The organism is Novosphingobium sp. SG919 (genome assembly GCF_012932495.1).
Taxonomy (GTDB): Bacteria; Pseudomonadota; Alphaproteobacteria; order Sphingomonadales; family Sphingomonadaceae; genus Novosphingobium; species Novosphingobium rhizosphaerae.
In genome coordinates, this window is the sequence record NZ_JABCNG010000001.1 from 142,377 (window position 1) to 154,990 (window position 12,614).

A 12,614-nucleotide genomic window follows, 5' to 3' on the forward strand; every position below is an offset into this window, starting at 1 on the left:
GGAAGCGCGTGATCATGCTGGCCAACGACCCGCCGTGCCACGCGTTTCCCATAAGCCTAACCTTGGTTGGCGATTTGAAGCAGATAATTGAATAACAAGCATAAATCCCCCCAAACGACGGCTGTGACGCGGAAACCGTCCAAACGTCGCTGCGTTCTTCGTCCAACGTGGCATTGTGCCGGCACGGGGATTGCGATGGCAGGCGACACGCTTGACGATACATTGACAGCCGAGATTGCATCTGCCCGCGACTTTGTTTGCGCTCGCACGGGGTTGCAGCTCGTGCAAGCGCGGCAGGGCGGATTGACGATCGCGATCCGCTTCGGCGGTGGCGCCGTGTGGGTCGTTGTTCGGCGCGACGACGATGGCGGCATCGCGCTGCGCTTTCCTGTCTTCGGGCACGACGCGACCGCTCGGGTGCTGCCGCGCGAGGACCACGAGATTGCGGCCATCGAATGGCGATCTGGGGTGGGGCGCGCCACCCTGCGCCTGAGTGGCGACCCCATTGGCCTAGAGCAGTTGCGCGCGCGCTATGATTTCACGTCGTCGGTCGATCTGCGCATTGGGCGGTTGCCGCGGGACGTGATCGTTTTCGACCAGGACGGGCAACCCGCGCGCGATGGATTCTCGCTCGAAGCCCAGCAGCGCAAGATGAACACCGGGCTGCTCTATCTCAAGCTGGGCCGCCCGGCGCTGGGCGCGATACTCTATGTTCAGAACCTGTCTTCGCTAAATCCCTATTTCAATGCAACGGGTTCAAAGCCCGAAAACGCGGTGCGGTGCGATTGGCCGGAATTGGGCTATGCGCCGCCGCTCGATCCAGAGACCGGCCAGGCCATGCTGGCGCGGGGGAAACCTCTGGCCCTCTATGACACGATCCTGGCGATCCGTGCCTACCCGCAGTGCGAGGAGGGCGACAGCGCCTGGCAGTTCCTCGACATGATCGGGGCGATCTATCCCTGGCTTTCACCACCCCAGGCCGAATTCCGCGATTGGCCGGCACGCGCGCGGGCGACAGTGCAGGATCTGCTCCATGCGCCCGAGGCGCGGATCGAGCACTTTGGGCACACGTATTTTCACCCCTATACCGCCAGCGAATATCCCGACGTGATGGTGCAGCTGGCCATCGCCGCGGCGGTTGACGACTGGGCGCGCTGGCAGGGCTTGCGCCATCCCTTGGTGCGGGAAATCCTTGCCGGCCTGGAGGCGTTCCACGACCGTTCGCTGGGAACCTTGCGCCGCTACCTGCCCAATGTGGGCAAGGACAAGAACCCCAATGCCGTCGATAGCTGGTATCTCTACCACCCCATGCTCAACCTGGCGAATCTGGCGCTGGCCGGGCACGAGGACGCGCGCACGCTGTTTCTCGACACCATCGAATACGGCATCCGCGCGGCCCGGCATTTCTCCTATCGCTGGCCGATCCTTTACGATCTGCGCGACTTCTCGGTGATCCAGGCCGTGGCCGAGGCGGACCGGCGCGGGCAGACCGACGTGGGTGGGATCTACGCCTGGGTCATGCTGCAGGCGTTCGAACTGACGCTCGAGCGCCGCTATGTGGACGAAGCGATGCGCGCCATCGACGCGGCGCGCGGCATGCGCTTCGAACTCAACTACCAGGCCAATCTCACCGCCTGGGGCGCGGTGGCCTGCATTCGCCTGTGGCGGATCACCGAGCGCAAGGACTATCTCAAGCAGAGCTATGTCTACCTGGCCAGCTTTTTCCACAACAGCCAGATCTGGCAGAGCGACATCGGCCTGGCGCGGCACTGGCGCAATTTCCTGGGCGTGACCTGCCTGCAGGATGCGCCCTACATGGCGGCTTACGAATGCTTTGACAGCTTTGCCGCGTTCGAGCGCTATCTCGATTACGGTGGCCCCGACCTGATCCCGTCGGTACGCCTATTGCTCAACGAGTACTGCCGGCATGCATTGGACAGGGCTTGGTTCTATTACCCCGATGCCCTGCCGGAAGAAGGCGTGGCGCACAAGGACATCCGCAACGGCTTTATCAACCGCGCGCTGAATTTTCCGCTGGAGGATCTTTACCCGGATGGCCAGCCCGCCGGCCAGGTCGGGCAGGAAATCTATGGCTGTGGCGCCGCAATGATCTATGCCACGCGGGCCTTTCGCCGGATCGAGGGCGCGCCGTTCTTGGTGTGGTCCGACGTCTTCGTGCGCGCGCTGCACCAGATCGATGCCTCTACGCTGTCGCTGCGCATCGACGGGCCGGCGGGATCGGAAGCGCGCGTCGTACTGGTGCCGGTAGCCGGAGCCTTGCCGGCCGCGCTCGGGGCGCGGCTGGCGAGCGCCGATGGGCGCATCGTCGCATTCCATGCCCAGGACGGCCGGCTGGAAGCACGGGTTCCGGCCGATACTTCGCTCTTGTTGACCTGGCGCCAGGGGGTGGACTGACCAAGCTATTGGCTGAAAACGGCAGAAGGGAGACGGCGCGCCGTGTTGCACTGCGCCTTTCCCTTGCGTGCAAAAGCCCTGGCCTATTGGACAAGGCACAGGAGAGTGAAATCCGGTGGCATGGTCAGGGTCGCCTCGGTGCGCTTGTGCGCAGTGCGATGCGGCAGGAAAGGCCACGGGGCGCAAAATCGCGATCCAGCGTCCAGTGCTGTTGGACCGCGAACATGCGGCTGCCTAGGCCCCTGCGGCGGGGGGGTACCACCGGCGGACCATCGCTTTCGTGCCATAGCAGCACGCCATCGGCATCCCAGCAGATGGATACGCTGCCGCGCGGATCGGACAGGGCCCCGTGCTTGAGCGCGTTCGTGCAAAGCTCGTGCAACACCAGCAGCAAATGATAGGCGGGCGCGCGTTCGAGCAGGATGGGCGGGCCCTCAATCCGAAACGCCTCGTCCTTGTGAAACGGGGCTATCGCGGTGTGGATCAACTGGTCGAGTCCCATGCGGCCATCGGCCACCTGGCGCCCTTCCACCACGACACGGGCGCGAGAGGCGCCGGCCTCGCGCGGCGGGGAATCGAGCAGGCGATTGGCATTCGCCAGAGCCTGCACGCGGCCCAGCAGATCCTGCCGGAAGCGTTCGGGATCGTCACCGGCATGCGATACGCCGATCAGCGCCTGGACGACGCCCAGGGCATTTTGCACGCGATGATACATTTCGCGCGCCACGATGTCCTGCTCGCGGGCCAGGGCATCGAGCTGCCGCACGGTGCGGCGCAGCGTATCTCCCACCGCGATCAGAGCAAGGTTGGCCACCACGATCAGCAATGCCAGCGTGAGGCGATGGAGATCGAACAGGGAAAGCGATGCTGCCAGGAACATCCATTCCACCACCACAGTGGCCGCGATGCACACCGCCAGCGCGGCGCGCCAGCCCATGAACACGGCGGCAAGCAGCACGAAGGGAAAGAACGGGGCGAACGGCACCGCGCTGCCCAGGGGGCCCAGCAGCCAGCGCAGGGCCGCAGGCAAGGCAATGGCAAGGGCAATGCCCGCAAGCCGCTGCCAAGGTGAAAGATCCAACAGGATGGCACGGCGAACCGCTTCGATTCGCGTCACCTGACTGCCTTGCCGATGGCCGCGCCAGTCCCGGCAACAGGACTGACCGCGATCGAAACGCGCAAGACCGGCCCCACCTGGGGGCCGGTCCGCGTGATGGGAAAAAGCATCAGTGGCGGCTTTCCCATCCCTTTCGCGAGGCTTCGGAATGGCCGCGGGAATCGCCGAACCAGCCACCGTACCCACGATCGTCATCGCGGTCACCACGGCTGCGCCCGCGATCGTCGTCATCGTCATGGCTCATGCGGCGCGAGCGGCTGCGGTCATCGTCGTCATCACGGCTGCGGCTGCTGCGGCGATCGTCGTCGTCGTAGCGTCCGCCGCGCGAAGAACTGCCGCGTTCGTCCCAGCCCCGGCGCGACGCTTCGGAATGGCCGCGCGGATCGCCATACCAGCCGCTGCCTTCGTGGTCGGAATTTTCCCACCCCTTGCGCGAGGCTTCGGAATGGCCACGGGAATCGCCGTACCAGCCGCTGCCTTCGTGGTCTGAGTTTTCCCAGCCCCGGCGTGAGGCTTCGGAATGGCCACGGGAATCGCCATACCAGCCGCTGCCTTCATGATCGGACCGGTCCCAGCCCTTGCGCGATGCCTGCGAATGGCCTGCGGAATCGCCGAACCAGCCGCCCCGGCCCCGATCGCCATTGTCGTCGCGGTCGTCGCGCCCACGGCTGCTGGCACCGCGGCTGCGGTAATCGCGGTCGTCGCCCTCGCGGCCACGGCTCGAACGGCCGCGATCATCGCTCATGAAGCGGCCTTCCTCGTCGCGTGGGCGATCCTGGCTGCCGCGTCCACCGCGACTGTCATCTTCTTCGCTGCGGCGCCCGCCCTGTCCGGCAAACCGGCCACGGTCGCCGCGGCCACCGCGACCATAGTCGCCGTTTTCGCGTCCTTGATAACTTGCCATGGTTCTCTCCTGACTATTGCGGGCTTTTGCCCGTGGAAAGGCGTCGAACGAGACCGGCGCCTGGGGCGGAAGCCGATCTTCGGCTTCCAGTTCGCCACGCAGTTCCTTGAGCTGCGCGGCAAGCTCGGGGGTGTCGACGCCGGCTTCGCGTGCCTTGGCAAAGATGCCGTCGTCGCCTTCCTCTTCCTTCACGTGGTGCCGGATCTGTTCGGCCAGCACGGTGAACTTGGCATCGCGGAACGGATCGTCGCGCGATGCCTGCGCCAGATCGGCGATCAGCACCTTGGCGCTATCGTGCTCCACTTGCGCTTCGTCGAGATCGTCTTCATCGCGCGCCGCCTCGCGGCAGGCCGGGTAGAAGACTTCCTCTTCCAGCATGGTATGAAGCGTCAGGGCCTGACACGCCTCGATCACGATAGCGGCCTTTCGCGCGTCGCTGGCGCTTTCGAATTCCTTGAAGAGTTGTTCCACCTGGCGATGGTCGTTCTTGAGCATCGCGATGGCTTCGCCGTCACTCTTGCCAGTGCCGCCGTTTCGCTGGGTCTTGCGGCTTTGCCTCTCGGCGCTGCCTTTTGCTGCGGCATCCTGGCCGCGCCGTGCCTGCGCCGGCTTGGCGGCCTGGGTCTTTTCGCCATCGGCCTTCGCGCCCTCGGCCTTGCCGGCGTCTGCCTGGGCGGTCGTGGCCTGGCCCGAGGCACCTTGAGTACTCTGCGCGGGCTGGGAGGAGGGGGAAGGGGTGCTGTTGCTGGCCATCGGGCCGATCTCCTTCGCGTTGAAACTGGACTGTGCCGGAGGGCAAGCCCAACAGGCGGCTGGCACCCGTTGCGAAGGTAGGAGCGTGCGTCCGGCCCGGAATGTCCGCGCGGCTATCCCATGTATGCAACTTGCAATCTGTCTCTTCGGGCAATCTGCGGCCCGTCCGTCGCGCGCCACGGCTGGTCGAATGAAACGGCGAAAGCCAATCTATGTGAATTATCCACAATGAATGTAATTTAGAAATTCCACAGATCCGACAAAGGCATCGTTCCGCGACTCAGGGGAAAGGATATGACGCAGGATATGCAGCGCACGCCCAGTCAGGTGTGCACTTTCCGCCGCCACGAATTTCTCGCCCGCGCAGACGAACGCAAGGATTGCGTGCTGCGCATCGAGGAAGGCTGGGCGGCGCAATACCGCCTGCTGCCCGATGGGCGGCGCCAGATCATCACGCTGTTTCTGCCCGGTGACTATTGCGAGCCGCAATGGCTGCTGCAAGGTCGTGCGACTTTGCCGATCGTGGCGCTCACCCGCGTGCGAGCGCGGTTGCTGCCGCACAGAAGCATCCAGGCGCGCGCGCCGCACGAAGAAGACAGCATGACCCGTGTGCTCGATGCTGTGCTGGCGCTGCTGCGCAACCGTGAAAAGTGGATATTCATCCTGGGACGCATGACTGCGACAGAGCGCTTATGCAATCTGATCTGCGAACTGCAAAGCAGAATGGCAGCGCGCAACTGCGTGGCGGTCCAAGACCGCTACTCCGTGCCGCTGACCCAGTATGACCTTGCCGACATCGTCGGCATCTCGCCGGTGCACGTGAATCGGGTGCTGCAAAACCTACGCAACGATGGCTTGCTCGAACTAAGGAACCGTTGGATGCAGGTGCTCGATATGGTTCAGTTAAAGCGGTTGGGTGAAATCATGCCCGGTCAAGGTGAGCATGTGCCCCGCGCGGCATGAGTGCCAGGACCAAACAGCTACTCCCCAAAATCGGCAGCAGCACAGTGGTTATAAGGATCATCCTTTCGCGCCCGCATGGGCAATGAGCGCCAACATCCCATGCGCGAGGCGCCAACCAGCCTTTGCCAATTGCTCAGCCGCAACGCGCGATTGGGCGTCATAGCCGGCCGGAAGCGTGATCGGCGCGCGCGTGTCGTCGCAACTGGGCGGAAACTGCAGGGCTTACACAACTTGCTTGGCGAGGCCGAACGATTCGCTCGCCCAATGTTCGGGCGTGCCTGTTGACCAGGCGGGCATCTCCTGCCGCGTGATCCGCTTGCTCAGTTGCTTGGCCAGGGCTACGCAGTTGCCATCCCTATCGTGGTTGTCCGACGCATGCAGGGGCTGGTGCAAATCGCACACAATATGCAGCACGAACTTGAGCGCCAGCAGGCGCGCTTGCGGACGGGTGGCGGGCGCGGCCCGTCCGCAGGAGAACTTCTCGAGCTTGGCCACGATGCATGCTGTGGCCGGGCCGGCAATGGCCGGCGCGTCGCTGTGCGGTCTTTCGGGGCACACCTTGGTAACTTCACCGTAGTCGAGCTGGATTTCGGCGAAGTGGCCGTTCTCGGTATCCTTGTGCTCGCGGCGCCAAGCATCCGCCTAAGTGGCGCGCGCGGCCATATACAGGGCGGTCAACGTGTCCTCGTCGATGGCAAGGATCGCATCGACGCAGCGTCGCGCCTCTGGCTTGAGATACTGGCGCGCGATCAGCACGACGACCTGGTGTGATGTTGGGCGGAATGACCAGTGCGGCTGATCCATGCCATCCTGCCGCATCGAGAATGACCACGGCATGGGCACCTGGCGCGACGTGAAAGGCGATTTGCTCGAGATGCATCGTCATCGTGTCGCTATTGCAGGCTGGCATGACGATTTCGGCAGCCTTGCCCCCGGCGGGCAGATCGCACTGAAGATCCAGGCTGAGGATCGGCGCTGATCCCTCGGTAAAGGTCGAGTGTCGTGCTTCGCCCGGTGCCGGATCAACTTGGTCTGCTGGCCGATCCGCACCTCGTCTTGCCACCACAACTCTACGAGCGCTCCTTCAGGAAGGTGGTGAGTGATGCTTGCTAGACGGGTGGCAAAGCTTTATTAAAATTAGCGAAATCGCCAGTCTTTTGGCGATTGTGGCGCGGGCGCCGACAGCTTGCAGTAGCCCAGAGCGCCCATCTCCTGGCTCAGCGATCGCGGGGAATTCGACAAGCCGAACTCGTCCCGCACCGATTGTGGACCTGCGTGCAAAAGGCCCCCGTTAGTGGGGTGATCGGCGTCTAAAATTGGGTCTGACTCAAATTCCGTGCAAATTTGACATTTCCGCGCTGTGTCCGGCCCACTCCACCGGGGTTCAGCAAGGGGTGAACGTCGATGGCCTCGAAAGCATGGGACAGTAGCCTGCGGCTACCAGGCCTGATCTTGGAAAGCCGAACTGTGATCGACGGGATTGTCGAGATGTCGGGCCGATTGGCGGCGGAGGGGGCGAACTGCCCGGACTGCGCGACGCCCTCGAAGTCGCTCCACAGCCGATACGACCGCAGGCTGCCGGATTTGCCAGTCAGCGGCCGCACCGTCAGGCTGCGGCTGTCGGTTCGACGGTTTCGTTGTCTGCACACGCCTTGCTCACGGCGCACATTCAGCGAGCCGCTGGCTCCGCCTGTTGGCCGCCGATATGGCCGCAGGGTGGAGCGTTGCGACGCGCTGGTGTGCGCGGTGGCGGCGGCTTTGGGAGACCAGATCTAGGCGGCGTGCCGCCATAATTAGATGACATCTACATTGCGACGGTCCCGGGCAACGAATCGCCACCTATCCGAGTCCGTGGCAGTCCAATCGCAGCCGATGATTCCCGGGTTCAAATTGGGGGATTACATGAAATGGCGTTTTCACTAAAGAGCTGATTACGCTAGTTTAATTTCTTCCTGTTGGATTCCCGCTACCCGATGCTTAGGGCCGCCTCCAAGCGATTGGCAATATCGCGAATTTTGGGCCCGACTTTTCCTGCTGTTGAAAATTCAACGAGCTTCGCACGCGGGGGCGTATCAAGGGAAAAGGCGTCAGCGCAAAGCCCGCGACTGTCGCTTCCACTCCCGCTCCGGCGGCATCGGCAGCACCACCGCTGTGTTGCACTCATTCACCGTCTCGACCCGCACCGGCCGCACCTTCTGCCGCAGCCCGGCCATGCAGACGATACACCAGAACCGGCGGCGCACTTCGGGCAGGTGGTCATTCCATCCGCGCCGCTGGAAATGCCACCACAAGCCGTGGGGATCGAACGTCATGGAATGCCCGCAGCGACAGACCGGGCGCACGACCAGGCGCAGCGCGGCGGCATCGGTGAGCGAGGTGGGCTCCATCAGGCCCGCCGCATTCCAGCGCGGCATCTTGCGTCACAGTTTCAGGCCGAGTTGCTCGGCTTTGGGCGGCGCGGCCTGCAGGCGTTCGGCGATGGCGCCGGCGAGCTCGCGCGCAGCGTCCTCGCGCAAGCTGGGGGAAGGGGCGGTAATGCCGACGCGCGCCCAGCCTGGGGCCTCGAGGATCGCGTCCGCCATGATGTCGAGGTCGATTCGTTCCATGGCGATATTGGAACATAATAGGAACAAACGCGCAAGCCGGCCCGCGATTTGACTCTGCGCGGCGGGCGGCAGACACCGGGGCGATGTGCAATTTGTATCGCCTGCGCGCCAACCAAGCCGAAGTCGCCCATATCTTTGCGGCCGAGGCCGTGCCGGGCGTGAACCATGCCGAGGAGGTCTATCCGGGCTATCCCGGCCTGGTTGTCGCGCATGGTCGCGTGGGCGCGATGAATTGGGGCTTTCCCTTGGTGCTCAAGGGCAAACAGGGCCAACCGCTCAAGCCCAAGCCGGTCACCAATGCGCGCGACGACAAGCTGCACACGCCGTTCTGGCGCGACAGCTTCGCCCGGCGACGCTGCTTGATCCCGGTGAGCCAGTGGGCCGAGCCAGAAGGCGAAGCGGGCCGCATGACGCGCACCTGGTATGGCATGCCGGGCGGCGAGGTCTTTGCCATCGGCGGGATCTGGCGCCAGACCGCCGAATGGGGGCAGACCTATGCCATGGTCATGGTGGAGAGCAGCGCCTTGATGACCGACGTGCACGATCGCATGCCGGTGGTGCTGCGGCCGGATCAATGGGGCGCCTGGTTGGACGGCGAGCCCAAGGCGGCGTTTGCGCTGTGCCGAACCTGGCCGGGTTCGCTATCGATCGAGCGCACCGGGGATCGATGGGCGGGCAGATGAATGGATGCGCCCACTTTCAAACATCACGCGATCTTGGCTTTAAACTTCTGCCAGCGCCTCTCCAAGCCTGCATCAGTAAGCTTGGCTGACGGACGATCCATTGATGTTTGCCATTTAGCGACAGCCTCGCGTGCAAATTCTTTGCCTTCGGCTGTCAATTCGGAGAACTTGATGGTCAGCATGGGCGTAAGCTCGACGTTTGTCGTTCCGAGGATAAGCCCCTTTGCGACAAGAAACTTTGCAAGAATATAGTCAGTCTCAACGGCCCTTCGGTGCCACTCACCATCATCGGGAACTTGCCTGCCGGCACTGTCGTAGCTCGAAACAGGCGTGGCCAGCAGCGCTGGCACATCTATAATGTTGAAGTCGTGCATATCGCCTTTGTGCCAATACTCCATTGGGCGCGCAACTTCTGCTTTCCATCAAGTAGGTCAGCTGTGCGGAGCGGCGATGAGGGTTATCCTCTTGCACCGGCGTCCGCCACAGGCGCCAACGCCCGATTGAGTACCTGCGCGAGGCGCCAACCGGCCTTTGCCAATTGCTCAGCCGCAACGCGCCGCGCCTGGCCATCATAGCCGGCCGGCAGCGCGATGGGCGCGCGTGTGTCGTCGCAACCGGGCTGGGACTGAACCGTGTAGACAACCTGCTTGGCGAGGCCGAACGATTCGCGCGCCCAATCTTCGGGCGTGCCGGTTGACCAGGCCGCCATCTCCTGCCGCGTGATCCGCTTGCCCAGCTGCTTGGCCAGGGCTTTCGCGTCGGGATCGATCTCGCCGACCACCACGGTGTCCCAATAGCCGTGGAGGTTGACCGTGCGCGGGCCACCAAGGGCCAGGGCCACGCAGTTGCCGCCCCGGTCGTGGTTGTCCGACGCATGCAGGGGCTGGTGCAGATCGCCCACGAAATGCAGCACGAACTTGAGCGCCAGCAGCCGCTCCTGCGGACTGGTGGCTGGCGCGGCCAGTTCGCGGGTGAATTGCTCGAGCTTGGTCACGATGCACTCGGTGGCCGGGCCGGCGCTGGCCGGCGCGTCGCTGGGCGGGCTTTCGGGGCAGGCCTTGGCCAGGTCGCCATCGTCGAGCTCGATGTCGGCGAAGTGCCAGTTCTCGGAGTCCTTGTGCTCGCGGCGCCAGGCGTCGGCCCAAGTGGCGCGTGCGGCCATGTCCGGGGCGGTCAAGGTGTCCTGGTCGGTGGCAAGGATCGCATCGACGCGGCGCCGCGCCTCGGGCTTGAGATACTGGCGCGCGATCAAGGCGACGACCTGGTGCCCTTCGCTGCCCCAGGCAAGCGCTGGGGCGGGGGAAAGGATGAGGGCGGCAAGGCACGAGGCGAGCAGGGGGATGCGCATGGCGCCGCCCTGCCACAGCCCCGGCCGGGCCGCCTAGGGCCTTGCGACGGACTGCGCAGTGGAACGCCGTTGCCGGCGATCGTGACGGCCATGTCGACGAGATGCCGCAGGTCGCTGGGTCGGAGCTCAGGCGCGGCTAGAGCGCGGCTAGAGCGCGGCTGCGCCACAGGCGGGGCAGCGTCAACACCTTGGATCAAATGGCATAGCCAAAGGCAACTTGAGCACGATTGTGAAGCGCTAACGATCGCTTCAGTCTCAGGACAAATCCGCCGTGGCGTGGCATATCTTGCATAAATCTGAGCACTGAGGTTTCGGAGGGGCTATCCCGAGGCGAAAGACTTTTGGCCACCGAAGTTGGGCTTGAGCACCTTTGCGCCATTGCGCAAGCGGTCCAGCTCGTCCGACCAGAACTGCATCAATGCCACTCGCTCATTCCAGTACTCTCCCCGCGTATACGCGCGGCGGACCCCGTTGTTTTCCATATGCGCCAACTGGCGCTCAATCGCATCTGGATTGAAACGTCCGGTCTCGTTGAGAAGCGTGGCCGCCATTGCCCGAAAGCCATGCGCGGTCATTTCGTCTTTCCCAAACCCAAGGGCCCTCAATGCAGCATTGACCGTGTTTTCCGACATGGGCCGGGCAGAGGTGCGGAATGATGGAAAGCAATAGCGGCCTTGGCCTGTCAGGTCCCACAGGTCCTCAAACAGACCTGCAACCTGTGATGATAAAGGGACGCGGTGCGGCCGACGCATTTTCATCTTCTCGGCTGGAATATTCCACACGCTCCGGTCGAAATCGAACTCTGCCCATTCGGCCTGCCGAAGTTCGCCGGGGCGCACGAAGAGGTGTGCTGACAGCTTCAAAGCGAACAGCGTGATGGCATGCCCGGAATAGCCTTCGATCGCGCGCATGAGATCTCCGGCCCGATCCTCGGTGGTGATGGCGGCAAGATGTTTGGCTTTGGGAACAGCCAATGCGCCGCGTAGATCGCGCGCCGGGTCCCGCTCTGCCCGCGTTGTGGCGATAGCGTAGCGGAAGACTCTGCTGAGTACGCTACGCATGCGCCGAGCGCTTTCATGGCGGCCTGTCGCCTCGACCGCGCGCAGAACGGCTAGGACCTCTTGCGCATTGATCTTGGCTACTGGGCGATTTCCGATTCGTGGATAAGCCTTGTCGAGGAGCCAACGCAGTTTGCTGAGCGTTATCTCGGCCATGCCCTCGCGCACGTTCTTTGCCACCCACTCCTCGGCGACAATCTTGAAAGTGTCGTTTTCTTCGACGCGAGCGCGGGCGGCATCGACTTTCTGCTGGTGTGAAGGATCGATGCCTGCTGCGAGCAACCGCCGCGCGTCATCTCGGCGAGCGCGGGCGTCAGCGAGGCTGACTTCGGGCCAGGCTCCGAATGCAAGCGTACGATGCTTTTCAAGATAGCGGTAATTGAGGCGCCACAGCTTCGTGCCGTTGGGGCGGACGAGGAGATAGAGGCCACCGCCGTCCGACAGCTTATAGTCGCGCTCATGCGGTTTGGCGCTGGCGATGGTGGTGACAAACAGGGTTCCCATGAGGGTATCGTCCTAGCTAGGGACGAATATCGATACCCTCGGATATACCCGCATTGTTCCCGATTGGTGCCGAATTCGCCCGGATTTGATCGGACGATCATAGCACAAAATTTGGCTGATTTCAGCCACTTCACGGACGTTTGCGGACGTCCGTGGAATGCGAGATGGTGCCCAGGAGAGGACTCGAACCTCCACGCCCTTACGAGCGCCGCCACCTGAAGACGGTGCGTCTACCAATTCCGCCACCTGGGCACTTTCTCTTC

At 63.5% G+C, this 12,614-nt stretch carries 12 protein-coding genes, 1 tRNA gene and 2 pseudogenes; 5 read left to right on the forward strand and 10 right to left on the reverse strand.

Going from position 1 to position 12,614, the window contains the following annotated elements; genetic code table 11:
- Positions 1-273 precede the first annotated feature (273 nt).
- Positions 274-2,415, forward strand: a complete 2,142-nt coding sequence (locus FHT19_RS00610) for a hypothetical protein (RefSeq protein WP_169473333.1) — start codon at positions 274-276, stop codon at positions 2,413-2,415.
- Positions 2,416-2,539: 124 nt separating this feature from the next.
- Here the strand turns inward: FHT19_RS00610 and FHT19_RS24725 are convergent, their stop codons facing one another.
- Together FHT19_RS24725 and FHT19_RS00620 are read right to left on the reverse strand one after the other, a co-directional pair.
- On the reverse strand, positions 2,540-3,532 hold the full coding sequence (locus FHT19_RS24725; protein ID WP_169473335.1) for an HWE histidine kinase domain-containing protein: 993 nt from the start codon (positions 3,530-3,532) through the stop codon (positions 2,540-2,542).
- 109 nt (positions 3,533-3,641) lie between these two features.
- Complete coding sequence (locus tag FHT19_RS00620) at positions 3,642-5,189, reverse strand: hemerythrin domain-containing protein (protein ID WP_248290216.1); 1,548 nt, start codon at positions 5,187-5,189, stop codon at positions 3,642-3,644.
- Positions 5,190-5,483: 294 nt separating this feature from the next.
- Here FHT19_RS00620 and FHT19_RS00625 point away from each other — a divergent pair, with 294 nt between their 5' ends.
- Positions 5,484-6,152, forward strand: coding sequence for a Crp/Fnr family transcriptional regulator (locus tag FHT19_RS00625; RefSeq protein WP_168556768.1), 669 nt, complete (start codon positions 5,484-5,486; stop codon positions 6,150-6,152).
- Between the two features lie 222 nt (positions 6,153-6,374).
- Here FHT19_RS00625 and FHT19_RS00630 read toward each other — a convergent pair.
- Together FHT19_RS00630 and FHT19_RS00635 are read right to left on the reverse strand one after the other, a co-directional pair.
- Positions 6,375-6,782 (reverse strand): annotated as a pseudogene (locus FHT19_RS00630) (S1/P1 nuclease); the annotation flags it as partial.
- Positions 6,783-6,794: 12 nt separating this feature from the next.
- Positions 6,795-6,989: a hypothetical protein gene (locus FHT19_RS00635; RefSeq protein WP_169473337.1), complete on the reverse strand. Its 195-nt coding sequence runs from the start codon at positions 6,987-6,989 to the stop codon at positions 6,795-6,797.
- Between FHT19_RS00635 and FHT19_RS00640 the strand changes: the two genes are divergently transcribed.
- Both FHT19_RS00640 and FHT19_RS24350 read left to right on the forward strand, forming a co-directional pair.
- Positions 6,988-7,131 (forward strand): hypothetical protein, encoded by a 144-nt coding sequence (locus tag FHT19_RS00640; RefSeq protein WP_168556766.1) that lies wholly within the window; start codon positions 6,988-6,990, stop codon positions 7,129-7,131. The two genes, FHT19_RS00635 and FHT19_RS00640, sit on opposite strands and share 2 nt — an antisense overlap.
- 542 nt (positions 7,132-7,673) lie before the next feature.
- Positions 7,674-7,832 (forward strand): annotated as a pseudogene (locus tag FHT19_RS24350) (transposase family protein); the annotation flags it as partial.
- Positions 7,833-8,239: 407 nt separating this feature from the next.
- Here the strand turns inward: FHT19_RS24350 and FHT19_RS00650 are convergent.
- Complete coding sequence (locus FHT19_RS00650) at positions 8,240-8,566, reverse strand: hypothetical protein (RefSeq protein ID WP_169473341.1); 327 nt, start codon at positions 8,564-8,566, stop codon at positions 8,240-8,242.
- Between the two features lie 6 nt (positions 8,567-8,572).
- Entirely contained in the window at positions 8,573-8,758 is a 186-nt protein-coding gene (locus FHT19_RS00655; RefSeq protein WP_169041937.1) for a DUF6771 family protein, read from the reverse strand.
- A gap of 83 nt (positions 8,759-8,841) precedes the next feature.
- Between FHT19_RS00655 and FHT19_RS00660 the strand changes: the two genes are divergently transcribed.
- Positions 8,842-9,441: an SOS response-associated peptidase family protein gene (locus FHT19_RS00660; protein WP_169473343.1), complete on the forward strand. Its 600-nt coding sequence runs from the start codon at positions 8,842-8,844 to the stop codon at positions 9,439-9,441.
- Positions 9,442-9,464: 23 nt separating this feature from the next.
- Here FHT19_RS00660 and FHT19_RS00665 read toward each other — a convergent pair whose 3' ends face one another.
- The 4 genes from FHT19_RS00665 to FHT19_RS00680 form a co-directional block, all read right to left on the reverse strand.
- The gene (locus FHT19_RS00665; protein WP_169473345.1) at positions 9,465-9,815 is read right to left on the reverse strand and encodes a hypothetical protein; all 351 of its coding nucleotides are present in this window, start codon (positions 9,813-9,815) and stop codon (positions 9,465-9,467) included.
- A gap of 83 nt (positions 9,816-9,898) precedes the next feature.
- Entirely contained in the window at positions 9,899-10,789 is an 891-nt protein-coding gene (locus FHT19_RS00670; RefSeq protein WP_169473348.1) for a S1/P1 nuclease, read from the reverse strand.
- A gap of 320 nt (positions 10,790-11,109) precedes the next feature.
- Positions 11,110-12,351: an integrase arm-type DNA-binding domain-containing protein gene (locus tag FHT19_RS00675; RefSeq protein WP_169473351.1), complete on the reverse strand. Its 1,242-nt coding sequence runs from the start codon at positions 12,349-12,351 to the stop codon at positions 11,110-11,112.
- A 165-nt stretch (positions 12,352-12,516) separates the two neighbouring features.
- Positions 12,517-12,603: transfer RNA gene (locus FHT19_RS00680), tRNA-Leu, on the reverse strand.
- Positions 12,604-12,614: the final 11 nt, after the last annotated feature.